At 67.0% G+C, this 14,824-nt stretch carries 14 protein-coding genes; 10 read left to right on the top strand and 4 right to left on the bottom strand.

Annotation, left to right across the window (positions count from 1 at the left end):
• Window positions 1-51: 51 nt before the first annotated feature.
• From GQY20_RS12280 to GQY20_RS12270, 3 genes are read right to left on the bottom strand one after another with little or no spacing between them, the layout of a single operon-like run.
• Complete coding sequence (locus tag GQY20_RS12280) at window positions 52-1,416, bottom strand: tetratricopeptide repeat protein (protein WP_157217397.1); 1,365 nt, start codon at window positions 1,414-1,416, stop codon at window positions 52-54.
• Between the two features lie 2 nt (window positions 1,417-1,418).
• Window positions 1,419-2,375, bottom strand: a complete 957-nt coding sequence (locus GQY20_RS12275; RefSeq protein ID WP_157217396.1) for an alpha/beta fold hydrolase — start codon at window positions 2,373-2,375, stop codon at window positions 1,419-1,421.
• A 9-nt stretch (window positions 2,376-2,384) separates the two neighbouring features.
• Window positions 2,385-4,604 carry a TonB-dependent receptor gene (locus GQY20_RS12270; protein ID WP_157217395.1) on the bottom strand — a complete coding sequence of 740 codons (2,220 nt, stop codon included), beginning with the start codon at window positions 4,602-4,604 and terminating at the stop codon, window positions 2,385-2,387.
• Window positions 4,605-4,822: 218 nt separating this feature from the next.
• On the opposite strand from GQY20_RS12270, the gene GQY20_RS12265 reads away from it, so the two are divergent.
• From GQY20_RS12265 to GQY20_RS12230, 8 genes are all read left to right on the top strand, one after another.
• Window positions 4,823-5,476: a CerR family C-terminal domain-containing protein gene (locus GQY20_RS12265; protein WP_157217394.1), complete on the top strand. Its 654-nt coding sequence runs from the start codon at window positions 4,823-4,825 to the stop codon at window positions 5,474-5,476.
• A complete protein-coding gene (gene hlyD / locus GQY20_RS12260) occupies window positions 5,473-6,480 on the top strand; it encodes a secretion protein HlyD (RefSeq protein ID WP_157217393.1) in 1,008 nt (335 codons plus the stop codon). Before GQY20_RS12265 ends, hlyD begins: the two co-directional genes overlap by 4 nt.
• Window positions 6,481-6,487: 7 nt before the next feature.
• Window positions 6,488-8,260, top strand: coding sequence for an ATP-binding cassette domain-containing protein (locus tag GQY20_RS12255; protein WP_157217392.1), 1,773 nt, complete (start codon window positions 6,488-6,490; stop codon window positions 8,258-8,260).
• Window positions 8,257-9,381: an ABC transporter permease gene (locus tag GQY20_RS12250; RefSeq protein ID WP_157217391.1), complete on the top strand. Its 1,125-nt coding sequence runs from the start codon at window positions 8,257-8,259 to the stop codon at window positions 9,379-9,381. The genes GQY20_RS12255 and GQY20_RS12250 overlap by 4 nt, the downstream gene beginning before the upstream one ends.
• A gap of 1 nt (window position 9,382) precedes the next feature.
• Entirely contained in the window at window positions 9,383-10,483 is a 1,101-nt protein-coding gene (locus tag GQY20_RS12245) for an ABC transporter permease (protein WP_157217390.1), read from the top strand.
• A gap of 4 nt (window positions 10,484-10,487) precedes the next feature.
• The gene (locus GQY20_RS12240) at window positions 10,488-11,879 is read left to right on the top strand and encodes an efflux transporter outer membrane subunit (RefSeq protein WP_157217389.1); all 1,392 of its coding nucleotides are present in this window, start codon (window positions 10,488-10,490) and stop codon (window positions 11,877-11,879) included.
• 97 nt (window positions 11,880-11,976) lie between these two features.
• On the top strand, window positions 11,977-12,249 hold the full coding sequence (locus tag GQY20_RS12235; protein WP_157217388.1) for an AbrB/MazE/SpoVT family DNA-binding domain-containing protein: 273 nt from the start codon (window positions 11,977-11,979) through the stop codon (window positions 12,247-12,249).
• The gene (locus GQY20_RS12230) at window positions 12,236-12,625 is read left to right on the top strand and encodes a type II toxin-antitoxin system VapC family toxin (RefSeq protein ID WP_157217387.1); all 390 of its coding nucleotides are present in this window, start codon (window positions 12,236-12,238) and stop codon (window positions 12,623-12,625) included. Before GQY20_RS12235 ends, GQY20_RS12230 begins: the two co-directional genes overlap by 14 nt.
• Window positions 12,626-12,809: 184 nt before the next feature.
• On the opposite strand, the gene GQY20_RS12225 is transcribed toward GQY20_RS12230, so the two are convergent.
• On the bottom strand, window positions 12,810-13,310 hold the full coding sequence (locus tag GQY20_RS12225) for a nuclear transport factor 2 family protein (protein ID WP_157217386.1): 501 nt from the start codon (window positions 13,308-13,310) through the stop codon (window positions 12,810-12,812).
• Between the two features lie 237 nt (window positions 13,311-13,547).
• On the opposite strand from GQY20_RS12225, the gene GQY20_RS12220 reads away from it, so the two are divergent.
• Together GQY20_RS12220 and GQY20_RS12215 are read left to right on the top strand one after the other, a co-directional pair.
• Window positions 13,548-13,952, top strand: coding sequence for a RidA family protein (locus tag GQY20_RS12220; RefSeq protein ID WP_157217385.1), 405 nt, complete (start codon window positions 13,548-13,550; stop codon window positions 13,950-13,952).
• Window positions 13,953-13,977: 25 nt separating this feature from the next.
• Window positions 13,978-14,817 (top strand): Coq4 family protein, encoded by an 840-nt coding sequence (locus tag GQY20_RS12215; protein WP_157217384.1) that lies wholly within the window; start codon window positions 13,978-13,980, stop codon window positions 14,815-14,817.
• The last annotated feature ends 7 nt before the right edge of the window (window positions 14,818-14,824 follow it).

Genomic DNA, 14,824 nt, shown 5'->3' with positions numbered 1-14,824 from the left:
CGGGATGACGTGGGATGCTCCAAGGCCAGCACGGCCAAACCCAACCCCGGTTCAAGGCAGGCGCGCCCTCACCCGCGCATCGGCCGCATCCGCCAGCGCGGGCAGGCCGAGCGCGCGGTAGACCGCGGCCAGGCTGCGATTGAGCGGCACGCCGTCGGGATCATGGGCGCGGCGCAGCGCCAGCATCTGCTGCGCCTCGACGAAATCGCCGGAGCGGATGCGCGCGTCGAGCAGGACGATCTCGAACAGGTCGCGCTGCGCATGGCTGCCGCCGAGCCGGATCAGCCGCGGCAACACGTCGGCAAGCTGCTCCGCGGCCGCGGCAAAGCCGCCACGGGCATGCGCGACGAGCCCCTGGGCGAGCGGCAGCGCGACCTGCTGCCAGACAAGGCGATCCTGCCGCTCCTTGTCCGCTGCAGCAGCCGCGATCGCGTCCAGCAACGCATCGGCCTCCTCGCGACCGGCCCGCGCGAGGCCGTAGAGATATTGCACGGAGAGGAAGGGCTGCACCACGTCTGTCTTCCGCGCGGCGAGATGCGTGCCCAGATCCTGCCAGCGCGCGCCCACCGCGACGCCGCCCATCTCCAGCCGCGCGAGCAGCGAGACGGCCCCGATCTGATCCTGCGAATAGTCCTTGGCGACCGCCCAGACCTGATCGTCATAGGCGGCGAGCGCGTCCGCCTCCCGCCCCGCGCTGAGATAGAAAAGCGCGAGGTGCCACCACAAATGGGTGAGCATGAAGGAATTGAGCCTGGTCCAGCCGGGCCGCGCGGTTTCGAGAAAGCCGATGCCTTCGTCGATCCGCCCTTCCGTCAGCATCACATGGGCCAGGGCATGCTGCGCCCAGGGCTCGCGCGGCTCGATCGACAGCGCGCGGCGCGCGGCCGCCTCGGCTTCGTCGAGCAGATGGAGCTGCTCATAGCCGAACGCGGCCATGCCATGGACATAGGCCAGTTCCGGCGCCGCGGCCACGGCGAGCTCCGCCGTGCGCAGCAGCCCTGGAAAATCGCCGCGGTTGAAAAGATGATAGTGGAGCAGCTTGAGCGCGGTAAGATCACGCGGATATTCGGCAACGAGCGTTTCCAGCTCCAATATCGCCTCGTCGATCGCACCATCGATCCAGGCGCGCAGCGCGACGAAATGGCGCCGCTCGCGCGGATTGGCGCGGTCGAGCCCGGCCTCCGCCGCGGCGAGCCAGGGCCGCGCCGCCTGCACGGCCGCCTCATGCTCGCCGAGCAGGGTCAGCACCCCCGCCCATGTCGCGACCAGCGGATGCGTCGCATCGGCCTCGGCGGCAGCGAGAATGGTGGCGGCCCGCGCCTCATAGGCGACGAGGCCACCGGCAAAGGCGTCGATCGCGGCGAGCGCCGCACGGCTGCCCTCGCTGACCGCATTGCCCCACAGATCGGCCGGCATCCCTATTCCTTATGGCGGGCGAGGAAGGCAGCGACGTCCCGCGCCGTCGCCTGCGCGGCTTCGACCTGCGGCAGATGCCCGGCATGGGGATAGAGGATCAGCTCCGATCCCGGAATGGCATCGGCGAACTTATGCGCGCTCGCGACGTCGATGATCTGGTCCTGCGCGCCCCACTGGATCAGGGTCGGCACCTTGATCGCCGCCAGCGTCTCCTTCGATGCGGCGAGGCCGCCTGGTTGCATCGACATCAGGATGGTGCGGTGCCCGGGCAGGCGCTGCAGGTCCGCCCAGCGTTGGATGAAGGCGTCGGTCAGCACGGACTGGTCGACCACATCCTTCTTGAGGCCCTCGCGGATCAGAGGCGTATTGTCGATCGATGCGATGATATCGCGGCCCAGCTTGTAGCGCATCAGACGGAAAGCGAGCGGCGGCTTCTTCAGCGTCTCGCTCGGCCAGCCGGCGGCGTCGACCAGGATCAGGCGGCCCACCTTGTCCGGATGCCGCAAGGCGAGCTGCCAGGCGACCGCGCCGCCAAGCGAATTGCCGGCGACCGCCACCCGCGAGAGGCCGAGCTTGCCCAGCAGTCCGTCCAGCACATCGGCAAAACGGGCGGGATCGATGCTGAAATCAACCGGTGTCTCGGTGAGGCCATGGCCCGGCAGATCGACCGCCAGCACATGATAGTCGGGCGCGAGCACCTGCGTCCAACCGTCCCAGGAGAAGCTGTTGTCGCCGAAGCCATGGATCAGCAGCACCGTCGGCGCACCTGGCCTGCCGCTTTCCAGATAATGCAGCCGTGCATCGCCCGGCAGCGCGGCGTAGCGCGAATTGGGCCGGCCGTAACGGGCCGCCAACTCGCTCGCCGGAATGTCCGGTGCGCGCAGATAGAGCCACCCACCGAGCGCCGCGACCGCGATCAGCAGGATGAGCCCGCCCAGGATGAAACCGATCAGACGCATGCTCCGTCCTCAGATATGAACACCGACGCGCAGGCCATAGGTGGCCGGGCGGCCCGGCTGGGCGATCGGCGCGCTCGGCAGGAAATAGTTGCGAGTCAGGTCATATTTCTCGTTGAAGATGTTGCGCCCATAGACCCCGACATACCAGCCGTCGTTCGAGCGCAGGGTCAGGGTGGCATTGGCGAGCCAGAAACGCCTCACCGCGAATTCCGCCCCGAGGAAGGACGGCGTATCGCTGCGATAGCTGTAGTCGGCTTCGGTCTCGATCGAATAATTGCCGACCGGAACGGTCCAGTCGATCGAACCGCCATAGCTCCAATGCGCGAAGGGCAGGCGCTTGCCCTTGAAGTCGATGGGCACCGCTACCCACAGCCCGGTGTTGGGATCCTTGTACGAGGCGGTCGAATCATTGTCGAAATATTTGACGTAATTGCCGTTCTTGTAGCCGGCCGTCTGCGAGATGCGCAGGCCTTCGAAAGGCCGATATTCCAGTTCCAGCTCGCCGCCATAGATTCGCGATTTCGGCGCGTTGGTGATCCGGCCGATCGGGCCGTTGACCGGATCCACCACCGTGCCGAGCACCTGCTGGTTGCGATAATCATAATAGAAGCCCGACGCGTTGACGCGAAGTGTGCGCGCCACATCGGCCTTCACACCGACTTCATAGGCGTAGAGCACTTCCGGCTTGAACGCATTGATCTGATCGGCCTGGGGTGAGTTATAGGCCGTGAAACCGCCCGATTTCACGCCGCGGCTCGCATTGGCATAGAACAGCAGACCGGGCCGGGCATGATATTCCACACCCACCTTGCCGGTGACTTCGTTGAGGCTCGTATTGCGATCGCCATCCACGAAAGTCGGCTGGTTGTAGGAGGGCGGGATGATGATCGCCGTCGCGAAATCGCGGAGCGTGCGCCGCTCATGCTCGTAGCGCAGGCCACCGATCAGGGTGATCTGATCGGTCAGCTTATATTCGCCCTGGCCGAAGCCGCTGATCGATCGGGCGCGCTGCGTGTAGCTGGTATCGGTGTAGAAGCCGAGGCTCTGGGTGAAATCGGTGAGGAACGTCTCGCCGATCTTCTGCCAGCTATAATAGCCGCCGAGCACCCAGGTGAAGCGGTCCGCATGGATCGGCGCCAGCCGCACTTCCTGCGAGAAGACCTGGACGTTCGATCCCCAGAATGTGTTGGATTCGTTGCCGGCGGTCGCATCCCAGTCGCCGAGTTCGCGCCGGCGCAGCTTGTCATAGGCGGTGATGCTGCTCAGCCGCAGAGTGTCGGTGAGATCGATGTTGGCGTTCAGGCTGGTGCCCCAGCTATGATTGTCGCGGTGCGGCTTGTCGCCCGGCGCGACCCCCGCCAGCTTGGCGAACGCCGGATCGAAGCCCCAACCCGTATCGCGGATGCTGGTGTCGGCCGGAATGCCGGAGATCATATCCTCGCCGATCAGGTTGAGGCCGGTCGATTCCGACTTGTCGCGCCCGCCATGGACGTTGAGCGTGACATCGACGCCGGCAGCCGGCGTCCATTCGATCACGCCGCGGCCGAACAGCCGGTCGGCATCGCCGAGATGCTCGCCAGTCGTCCGGTTGTGCTGGAAGCCGCCGCCGGACTCGCGCACGCCGGACAGGCGGATCTTGAGCGTGTCGGTGATCGGCCCCGACAAATATCCCTCGAGCCGGAACTGGCCGAAACGCCCATATTCGAGATCAGCGCCGGTGCTCACATGATCCGTCGGCTTGCGCGTGACGAAGTTGATCGCGCCGCCGGTGGTATTGCGCCCGTAGAGCGTGCCCTGCGGCCCGCGCAGCACCTCGACGCGGTCGATGTCGAACAGCACGCCCTGCGTCGCCACCGGCACCGGATAGGCGACATCGTCGACATAGACGCCGACGGTCGGCGTATTGTTGGTCGCATAATCCTCGAAGCCGACGCCACGCAGCCGGAATTGCGGCTGGCCGCCGCCGAAGGCCGGCACGATCTCGAGGCTCGGCGTCTGATATTGGAGCTGGTTGACATTGCCGACACCGCGTTGGGCGAGCTTCGACCCATCGATCACCGAAATGGCGATGCTGACGTCCTGCACCGATTGCTGCCGGCGCTGCGCGGTGACGATGATGTCGCCGACGCCGGACTGATCGGCCGCAGCCGCATCGGCGGCCTGGGCCTCACCCGCGGCTAAGAGCGCGACGGCAAGGGCGGTGAGAGCGGTGGCGGCATGGTTGCGCATCGAAGACCCCTTTTCGACATGAGCTTATCCGATCGTTCCGATCGTGCCAGTGCTGCGGTGCAACACCCCCGATCCGAGCGTCGGCAACGACGTTGTTGTTGCGCGCAATCTCTACTTACTAAGTAGGGAATTGCGATGAAGCTTTCATTTAAAGGTTGCGAGCGGGACTATCATCTCACCCTTCCCTTGTTCGTTCGAACGAACTAGGCTGTTCAGCCATGACGGACACACCCGAGTCGCCCGATCAGCTCGTCCTCGCCGCACTCGACCTGTTCGGGCGCTATGGCTTCGACGGCGCCAGCACCCGGGCGATCGCCCGGGCGGCGGGCAAGCCGATGTCGGCGATCACCTATCATTTCGGCGGCAAGGAAGAGCTGTACGTGGCAGTGGCGCGCTACATCGCGGGCCGGATCGGCACGCAGATGGCGCCCGCGATCGAGACCGCCGCGGCGGCGCGCGAGGATGACAGCCCTGCCGCGGCCCGCGCGCAGATCCTGCGGATCTTCGCGGCGCTCGTCTCGATGCTGGTGCAGAAGGAAAGCGCCGCCTGGGCGCGCTTCATCGTGCGCGAGCAGATGGAGCCGACGCGCGCCTTCGATGAGCTTTACAACGGGCCGATGGGGCCGATGCTCCATCACATCACGCGGATGCTGTGCCGGGCCGCCTCGCACCGCATCGGGCCGGACGAGGCGCGGCTGCGCGTGATCGCGATGTTCGGCCAGGTGCTGGTCTTCCGCGTCTCGCGCGCGGTCGTACTCCGGTCCAACGGCTGGGACGATATCGGCGCGGCCGAGACCGAGCAGATCCGCCGCGTCATCCTCGCCCAGGTCGACGCCATTCTCGATTCCCTCGCGGCAAAGGACGGGGCATGAGCAAACGCCTGCGCATCGCATCGATCGTCGCCGCCGTGGCGGCGCTCGTCATCCTCTTGATCGTCACCCACGGCTTCGGCCTGTGGAAGCCGAAGGATGACGGCCTGACGCTCTACGGCAATGTCGACATCCGCCAGGTCGATCTCGGCTTCCGGGTCGGCGGACGCATCGCCGAGATGCCTGTCGAGGAAGGCGCACATGTGAAGGCGGGCACCCGCCTCGCCCTGCTCGACACCCGGCCGCTCGACGACAAGGTGGCGGCGGCGAGCGCGCAGGTGGCGCTGGCCAAGGCCGATCTCGACAAGCGCCGCAACGGCAACCGCCCGCAGGACATCGCCCAGGCGCGCGCCGCGCTGGCGCAGCAGCAGGCCAACCTCGCCAAGGCACGCGAGGATTATGAGCGGCGCAAGCCGCTGATCGCGAGCGGCGCCATCTCGCAGGCGGTGTTCGACCAGACCGTCGCCGCCTATCGCGCCGCGCAGGCGCAGGTCGACGCGGCAGCGCAGGCGCTCTCGCTGCAACGCGTCGGCTCGCGCCGCGAGGATATCGAGGCCGCCGCCGCCCAGTACGACAATGCCCGCGCCCAGCGCGCAAGCGCGACCACCGACCTGTCGGACGCAGTGCTGGTCGCGCCGGCCGACGGCACGCTGCTTACGCGCGCCCGCGAGCCCGGCGCGATCGTGCAACCGGGCGAGACGGTGTTCACCCTCACCATCGACCGGCCGGTGCGGGTGCGCGCCTATGTGCCCGAACCCGATCTCGGCCGGCTTTCGCCCGGCATGGCGGTGACGGTCCGCAGCGACGGCAATCCGAAGCTCTACCACGGCACGATCGGCTATATCGCGCCCACCGCGGAGTTCACGCCCAAGACGGTCGAGACCGAGAACCTGCGCAGCGACCTCGTCTATCGCCTGCGCATCATCGTCATCGATCCGGACGGCGCGTTGCGCCAGGGTCAGCCGGTGACGGTGTCGGTTCCCGGCGCACGTCCGGCGCAGCGCTGACCGGGCGATGGCCGCCCCCTCGCCCGAGCCGCTGGCTTCCACCGAAGCGCTGGTCAAACGCTTCGGCAAGGGCGATCCGGCGCTGGACGGCGTCTCGATCGCGATCCCCCCCGGGAAGATCACCGGGCTGGTCGGGCCGGACGGCGCAGGCAAGACGACGCTGATCCGCCTGCTCGCCGGCCTTCTACGGGCCGACAAGGGCGAAATCCGCGTGCTCGGCGGCGCGCCGGGCGCGGATCAGGACCGGATCGGCTACATGCCCCAGCGCTTCGGCCTCTACGAGGACCTCAGCGTCCGCGAGAATCTCGATCTCTATGCCGACCTGCGCGGCCTGCCGAAATCCGAGCGCGAGGAGGCGTTCGGCAAGCTGCTCGACTTCACCGATCTCAAACGCTTCCAGCAGCGGCTGGCCGGCAAGCTCTCCGGCGGGATGAAGCAGAAGCTCGGCCTCGCCTGCGCGCTGATCCGCACGCCGCGCCTGCTGCTGCTCGACGAGCCCGGCGTCGGCGTCGATCCGGTCTCGCGCCGCGAACTGTGGGCGATGGTGAAGCAGCTCGTCGAACCCGACCAGGGCGCCGGTCGGGATGGCGGCATCGGCGTGCTCTGGTCGACGGCCTATCTGGACGAGGCCGAGCGCTGCGACAGCGTGCACCTGCTCGATCGCGGCAAGCTGCTCTTCTCCGGCCCGCCGGCCGAGCTCACCGGCCGCATCGCGCACCGCGTGTTCCGGCTGAGCGGTTTCGGCGGCGGGCGGCGCAAGCTGCTCGAACGCGTGCTGGACCGCGAGGACGTCGCCGACGCGACCATCCAGGGCCGCGCCATCCGCCTGCTCGCCGCGCGAGACACCCAGCCGCCGTCTCCGCAGGCGCTCGATGCGGGCAAGGATGCTGTGCTGGAGCCCGCCCCGCCCCGCTTCGAGGACGGCTTCATCGACATTTTGGGCGGCGGCCCCAAGGGCACCAGCGCGCTCGCCGAGGCCTATCGCACCATTCCCGAGAGCGACGCTCCCGCGATCGAGGCGAAAGGTCTCACCAAGCGCTTCGGCGACTTCACCGCCGCCGAGGACATGGACTTCACCATCGCGCGCGGCGAGATATTCGGCCTGCTCGGTCCTAACGGCGCCGGCAAGTCGACCACCTTCAAGATGCTCTGCGGCCTGCTGAAGCCGAGCGGCGGGACTGGCTCGGTCGCCGGCTTCGATCTGCGTCATGCCGCCGCCCAGGCGCGCGGCGCGCTCGGCTACATGGCGCAGAAATTCTCGCTCTACGGCGATCTCAGCGTCGCGCAGAACCTCGATTTCTTCGCGGGCGTCTACGGGCTCGAACGCAGCGAGGCCAGGGCCGCGATCGATCGGTCGATCGAGATATTCGATCTGAAACGCTATCTCCCCTCCAATGCCGGCGAGCTGCCGCTCGGCTACAAGCAGCGGCTCGCGCTCGCCTGCGCGGTGATGCACCAGCCGCCCGTCCTCTTCCTCGACGAGCCGACATCGGGCGTCGACCCGATCACCCGGCGCGAATTCTGGACGCATATCAACGGGCTGGTCGGCAAGGGCGTGACCGTGCTCGTCACCACCCATTTCATGGACGAAGCCGAATATTGCGACCGCATCGCGCTGATCTACCGCGCACGCGAGATCGCGACCGGGACACCCGACGAGCTGAAGCAACAGGCGATGGCCGAGGCGGAACTCGACGATCCGACGATGGAAGACGCCTTCATCGCGCTGATCGAAGCCTCGGACCGCGCCCGCGAAGCCGGCGAGAAGCAGGCGGCATGAGCATGCTCGTCGATCGCCGCCGCCTCGTGGCGATGCTGCGCAAGGAAACCAAGCAGATCCTGCGCGATCCCTCGACCATCCTGATCGCCGCGGTGCTGCCGCTGATCCTCATCTTCCTGTTCGGCTACGCCGTCTCGCTCGACACCAGCCGCTCGAAGATCGGAGTCGCGCTGCAGGACAGCAGCGCCCCCGCGCTCGGCCTCGCCCAGGCCTATCAGCGCTCGGTCTGGTTCGACGTCACGATGGCGCGCAACGTGACGCCCCTGAAGCCGCTGCTCACCGGCGGCGCGATCCGCGCGATCGTCGTCATCCCGCCGGACTTCGGCAGGCTCCAGGCAGCCGGCCGAGGCTCCATCCAGATCATCACCGACGGATCGACGCCGCAGACCGCCAATTTCGTCGCCGCCTATGCCGACGGGGTACGGCAGAGCTGGGCGCAGGGCATGGCCGGCGGATCCGCGGCGCGCCAGCAGCCGGTGATCGCGCTGGCCCCGCGCTACTGGTTCAATCCGGAGCTCAAGAGCCGTAACTTCCTCGTCCCCGGCGCGATCGCGATCGTGATGACGATGGTGGGCACGCTGCTCACCGCCCTCGTCGTCGCGCGCGAGTGGGAACGGGGCACGATGGAGGCGATCATGGCCACACCGGTCAGCATGGTCGAATTCCTCGCCAGCAAGCTCATTCCCTATTTCGTGCTGGCGTTGGGATCGATGACGATCTGCACGCTGATCGCGGTCTTCGCCTTCCATGTCCCGTTTCGCGGATCGCCCGTCGCGCTGCTGATCATCGCCTCGGTCTTCCTGGTGCCCGCGCTCGGCCAGGGCCTGTTGATCTCGGCCGCCACCAAGAACCAGTTCGTCGCCAGCCAGATCGCGCTGCTTTCCGGCTTCCTGCCGTCCTTCCTGCTCTCCGGCTTCCTGTTCGAGATCAGCTCGATGCCGCGATGGATCCAGGCGATCACCTATGCCGTGCCCGCCCGCTATCTGATCCCGCCGCTGCAATCGGTGTTCATGGCGGGCGATCTGTGGGGCCTGTTCCTGCCCGATCTTGCCGTGATGCTGGCGTTCGGCGCGCTGTTCTTCGCGCTCGCCTTCCGCGTCACCCGCAAGAGGCTCGACTGAGATGGGTCGGCTGCGCGCGATGACGATCAAGGAATTCTGGGCGATCCTGCGCGATCCGCGGGCGCGCATGGTGCTGTTCGTCCCGCCGCTGCTCCAGCTTTTCGTCTTCGGCATGGCTGCGACGCTGGAGGTCAAGAATTTCGACGTCGGCCTGCTCGATCGTAGCGGCGGTCGCGCCGCGGTCGAGTTTGCCTCGCAGCTTGCCGGCAGCCCCAATGTGGGCAGCGTCGTGCCGTTGCGATCGGAGGCCGCGCTGCGCGATGCGATCGACAATCGCAAGGTGATCGCGGCGATCGTGCTCGATTCCGATTTCGACGCGAAGGTCGCGCGCGGCGAGACCGCCACCGCCGGCGTCGTGCTGGACGGCCGGCGATCCAATGCCGCGCAGATCGTCGGCGGCTATCTCCAGCGCATCGCGGAGGCCACGGGCGCGGTGCTCCGCCCGACAACGACGTCGTCGACAGGCGGCAGCATCATCCGCAACTGGTTCAATCCCAATCTCGATTATCTCTGGTTCACCCTGCCCAGCCTGATCGTGATGATCGGCGCGGTCAGCGGCATCTCGGTCACCGCCCAGTCCGTGGCGCGCGAACGCGAGCTCGGCACCTTCGATCAGCTCATGGTCTCGCCGCTCCGCGTCCACGAGATACTGATCGGCAAGATGGCGCCCCCGGTCGCGGTCGGCCTGATCAACGGGACGGTCTATCTGGTGGTGGCGCAGCTCGTTTTCGGCGTACCGTTCACGGGATCCGTGCTGCTTTTCTATCTGTCCCTGTTCGTGTTCCTGCTGGCCCTGATCGGCGTCGGCATGGCCATCTCGGCCGCGTCGCAGACCCAGCAGCAGGCCTTTCTCGGCGCATTCCTGATCACCGTGCCGCTGATCCTGCTCTCCGGCTATGCCAGCCCGATCGACAATATGCCCGGCTGGCTGCAGGTGGTCAGCCTCGCCGATCCCTCGCGCTGGTTCCTCGAGATCGTCGACGGACTCTTCCTGAAAGCGATGCCGGCCGCCGACGTGCTGCCGCGCATCTATCCCCTGCTGATCATCGCGGCGGTGACGCTGAGCCTCGGCGCCTGGCTGTTCCGCGCCCGGATGGAGTGATCCCATGGCCCGCGCCTCTGCCCTCCTCCTCCTGCTGACGCTCGGCGCCTGCACCGTCGGGCCGAGCTATCGCGAGCCGCCGAAAGTCGCGGCCGCGCCCGCGTGGGTGGAGCCCGGCTCCAGCGATCCGGTGGATGTGCGCTGGTGGGAAAGCTTCGGCGATCCCACGCTCGCCCGCCTGATCGCCGATGCAGACGCCGCCAATCTCGACATCCGCTCCGCCCGCGCCAGGCTGGCAGAAGCACGCGCCGACCGGGCGTCCGCCGCCGCGGGGTTGCTGCCCCAGGTCAACGCCAGCGGATCGGCGACCACCAACCGGCTGAGCGAGAACGGCCAGATCCCGATCGGCAAGATCCCGGGCTTCTCGCGCGATCTCGATCTCTACGACGTCGGCTTCGACGCGAGCTGGGAGATCGACCTGTGGGGCAAGACGCGCCGCACGATCGAGGGCGCCGAAGCCCGCATGGCCGCGGCCGATGCGGATCGCCGCGCGACGATGGTCAGCGTCCATGCCGAGGTCGCGCGCAGCTATATCGATCTGCGCGCGGCCCAGGCGCTCCATGCCAGCCTGAAGAGCGACGCTGACGCACAGGCGAAGATCGCCGATCTCACCCGCCAGCGCTTCCGCGCGGGCGAGGCATCGCGCTTCGATGCCGAGCGAGCGGATGGCGAGGCGCGGTCGACGGCGGCACAATTGCCTGGCGCCGAGGCCGATGTCCACGCCGCCGCCTACCGGCTGGCGCTGCTCACCGGCAGGCCGCCGGAAGGCCTCGATCCGAAGCTGCTGGAGCCGGCACCGATCCCGAGCGCGCCGGACGTGATCGCACGCGGCCTGCGATCCGATCTCCTGCGCCGCCGGCCCGACATCGTGTCCGCCGAGCGGCGGCTCGCCGCGGCGACGGCGGATATCGGCGTCGCCACCGCCGATCTCTTCCCCAGCTTCTCGCTGCTCGGCTCGATCGGGCAGCAGGGCCGCTCGCCCGGCGATCTCACCGCCAATGGCAGCATGCGCTATCAGTTCGGCCCGACCCTGCACTGGCCGATCTTCGACGCCGGCCGCATCCGCGCCCAGATCCGCGGTGCCAAGGCTCGGGCCGAGGGTGCGGCAGCCGCCTATGAAGCGGCCGTGCTCGGCGCGCTCTCCGACAGCGAGACCGCCGCCAACCGCTTCGCCCGCGCCGGCGGCACCCGCGCCCAAAGCCGCGCCGCCCGCGACGCCCAGCGCGCCGCGCTCGACCTCGCCCGCCAGCGCTACCGTGCCGGCGAGGCAGACCTGATCGAGCTGCTGACCGTGGAGACCGCCTATCTCACCGCCGAACGCGCCGCGATCGACGCGGAATCCGCGCGGTCGGACCAGGCGATCGCGCTCTACAAGGCACTCGGCGGCGGAGCGTAAAAGACGTCGCCCCTGCTTTCGCGGGCGTGGCGATCGGGGTTGCGCAGAGTCCTCAGGTTTCTTATCTTACTACAGTCTTACCTCAAGAAGCATTCCCATGGGCAAGCATGATCGGCTGACGACGATAATCTCGACCAAGGGACAGGTGATCCTGCCGAAGGCGATTCGCGATCTGCGCCATTGGACGCCCGGCACCAAGCTCACCGTCGAGGATACGCCGGATGGAGTGTTGCTGAAAGCGAGCCCCCTTTTCCCGCCTTCGGACGTCGAGACGATGTTCGGATCGATGCGGCATGACGGCCCAGCCCTGTCGATCGACGAGATGAACGAAGCGATCGCCCGAGAGGCGGAACGGCGTGCGCGCGATTGACACCAATATCGTCGTCCGCTTCCTGACCGCGGACGATCCGGCTCAGGCGGCCGCGGCGCGGACGGCAATCGCAGCCGGCGACATCTTTATTTCGGCCACCGTCTTCCTGGAAAGCGAATGGGTGCTGCGCAGCGGCTATCGTTTTCCGGCGGCTCGGGTGGCGGACGGACTGGCCGGGCTGGCGGGCCTGCCGGGTGTGACCGTCGAAGATCCTGCGGCCTTGTCGCTGGCAATCGAATGGATGCGCGACGGCATGGATTTCGCCGACGCGCTCCATCTCGCCAAGGCCGAAGGGTGCTCGGCGTTTCTGAGCTTCGACAAGGCGCTGGCCAAGAGTGCGAAGAATAGGTCGCCGGTGCCCGTGATCGTACCATAAGTCGTTCTGCTGGGATCGCTTCAGCCCTTCTCCCGTTCGTCCCGAGCGAAGTCGAGGGCCAGGCCGAGCGAAGCCGAGGCCGGCGACGGTGCTGTTCTCGACTGCGCTCGAACGGTCCCTCGACTTCGCTCGGAACGAACGGAGAGAGGGGCCGCGCTTCGACACCCTCTCCGCCTGACCAAATCTACTTCGGCAGCGATCCGCCCTCCATCGGCGGGTCGAACTTCGCGAACAAATGGCTGTGCAGGTCGATCGGCGTGTCGCGATACTCGACCTTCTCATAGGCGCGGACATAGCCGCTGTGGAGGATCTTCCATTCGCCGTCCCGCACCACATAGCGATCCTGGTAGAAGGCCGCGCCCTGCGTCTCGCGGTTGGTGGCGAGGTTGAACGCCCAGTCGATCATGTACCAGCGGCCCTCGGCGGTGTCCGCGTCGTGCACGGTGATCTCGGGCATCAGCGCCAGGTGCATGCCGACATATTGGTTGTTCTGCATCTGGCTCAGCAGCCCGACGATCTCGTCGCGGCCGGCGGCTTCGTACAGATAGCTGCCGCCTTCGTAGCGGATCGTCGCCTCTGCCACGAAGCAATCGCGCAGCCCGTCGCTGTCGCCGCTGTCGAGCATGCGCATGTAGCGATGCTTCAGCATCTTGATCCGCTCGATATCCTCCAGCCTCATCGTCATCCCATCCTCCTACGGCTCCCTCCTGCTCGCCCATGGCCGCGGCGGGATCAAGCGAGGGTGGAGCATGTCGGGTTCGCGGGCCACCATCGATGGCCGTCGGCAACAACGCGTCCGCTTCTCCAAAGCGTGGCCCTTTTCAACGGCAGTTCGCAGCCACCCGCAATTTACGATCCGGGGCGGAACGTATATCCCGTGCGGCAAGGCCGAACCCGGCACCGCTACAGGAGAGACTCGCTCATGGCCGTCGAACACATCAACCCCGACAGCCTCTTCAAGCTCGACGGCTTCGCCCAGATCTCCGTGCCGCCGGCCGGCAAGCGGCTGGCTTTCGTCGCCGGCCAGACCGCGCTCGACGCCAGCTTCCAGGTGCAGGGCGAGAGCTTCCACGATCAGGTGGTCCACGCCTTCCAGAACGTCGCCAAGGCGCTCGCCGCGATCGGCGCGACGCCGGCCGACGTGGTGAGCCAGACCTTCTATGTCGTCGGCCTCACCGACGAGCGCTTCCAGCAATTCGTCGGCGCGATGAACGTCGCGCTCGACGGCAAGCCCTTCCCGCCCAACGCGTCCTCGATGATCGGCGTCGAACGGCTGGCGCTGGGCGCGCTGCTGATCGAGATCGCAACCGTCGTCGCGATCGACTGAACGAGACAGGAAGAGGAGAGCAGCCATGGCGACAGCCGTCGAATTCAAGCTGGCCGAATCCGAAGCCATCTACATGAAGGGTGGCAAGGAGCCGGTGACGAGCAGCGTGCTCATCAGCAACTCCAAATATCTCAACAATCCGCTGTTCCGCGATCTCTACGCCCAGATGGGGCTGAAGCGCGACGGGCACGACCTGCCGGCCGCCTTCCTGATCCCCGAGATCAACCGCGCTTTCGGCGAGGTGATCGACGTGCCGCGGCTGATGGAGATGCTGGAATCGGAGAAGAAGCGCATCCCCGAATTCGGCGACTGGATCGACAGCCGCTTCGTCTCCGATCTCAGCATCGAGACGGTGAAGGGCTATGCCGCCGGCACGCTCGGCCGGCGCATCCACGATTTCATCGAGGAGACCGGCTACCAGCTCGACTTCATGTTCACCGGCGAGCCGCGCAACGACTATGAATATATGAACAAGCGGCGCGTGCAAGTGCACGATATCGAGCATATGGTCACCGGCCTCGATCCGAGCCCGGTCGGCGAGATGGGGCTCGTCACCGCGCACATGATCGCCAATATGAACTATTTCGAGCTGGAGTTCGCGGCCGAGATCAGCCGCCACGGCATGTTTCTCTGCTCGACCAGCATGATGCGTGCCGCCTGCCACTATCCGGTGATCCTGCCCGCCTATTTCGAATCCCTCGCAATGGGCCGCGCGCTCGGCGCCAAGCAGAAGAAGCCGATCTTCATGATCCGCTGGGAAGATTATTACGACTGGCAGATCGCGGACATACGCGAGGAGTTCAGCTTCCAGGATGGGCCGCCCGACGGCCACTGGCAGTGGACCTTCGACGCCTCGACCGGCTGATCCGGTC

Source organism: Flavisphingomonas formosensis, from assembly GCF_009755815.1.
In the GTDB taxonomy this organism is placed as follows: domain Bacteria; phylum Pseudomonadota; class Alphaproteobacteria; order Sphingomonadales; family Sphingomonadaceae; genus Flavisphingomonas; species Flavisphingomonas formosensis.
The sequence above is the reverse complement of the archived record's forward strand: the minus strand, read 5'-3'. Positions and strand labels throughout refer to the sequence as shown.

Bases quoted from the DNA above. Each gene is read 5' to 3' on its own strand.
- GQY20_RS12280 (WP_157217397.1), bottom strand. From the start codon at position 1,416: ATGCCGGCCGATCTGTGGGGCAATGCGGTCAGCGAGGGCAGCCGTGCG.
- GQY20_RS12275 (WP_157217396.1), bottom strand. From the start codon at position 2,375: ATGCGTCTGATCGGTTTCATCCTGGGCGGGCTCATCCTGCTGATCGCG.
- GQY20_RS12270 (WP_157217395.1), bottom strand. From the start codon at position 4,604: ATGCGCAACCATGCCGCCACCGCTCTCACCGCCCTTGCCGTCGCGCTC.
- GQY20_RS12265 (WP_157217394.1), top strand. From the start codon at position 4,823: ATGACGGACACACCCGAGTCGCCCGATCAGCTCGTCCTCGCCGCACTC.
- hlyD (WP_157217393.1), top strand. From the start codon at position 5,473: ATGAGCAAACGCCTGCGCATCGCATCGATCGTCGCCGCCGTGGCGGCG.
- GQY20_RS12255 (WP_157217392.1), top strand. From the start codon at position 6,488: ATGGCCGCCCCCTCGCCCGAGCCGCTGGCTTCCACCGAAGCGCTGGTC.
- GQY20_RS12250 (WP_157217391.1), top strand. From the start codon at position 8,257: ATGAGCATGCTCGTCGATCGCCGCCGCCTCGTGGCGATGCTGCGCAAG.
- GQY20_RS12245 (WP_157217390.1), top strand. From the start codon at position 9,383: ATGGGTCGGCTGCGCGCGATGACGATCAAGGAATTCTGGGCGATCCTG.
- GQY20_RS12240 (WP_157217389.1), top strand. From the start codon at position 10,488: ATGGCCCGCGCCTCTGCCCTCCTCCTCCTGCTGACGCTCGGCGCCTGC.
- GQY20_RS12235 (WP_157217388.1), top strand. From the start codon at position 11,977: ATGGGCAAGCATGATCGGCTGACGACGATAATCTCGACCAAGGGACAG.
- GQY20_RS12225 (WP_157217386.1), bottom strand. From the start codon at position 13,310: ATGACGATGAGGCTGGAGGATATCGAGCGGATCAAGATGCTGAAGCAT.
- GQY20_RS12220 (WP_157217385.1), top strand. From the start codon at position 13,548: ATGGCCGTCGAACACATCAACCCCGACAGCCTCTTCAAGCTCGACGGC.
- GQY20_RS12215 (WP_157217384.1), top strand. From the start codon at position 13,978: ATGGCGACAGCCGTCGAATTCAAGCTGGCCGAATCCGAAGCCATCTAC.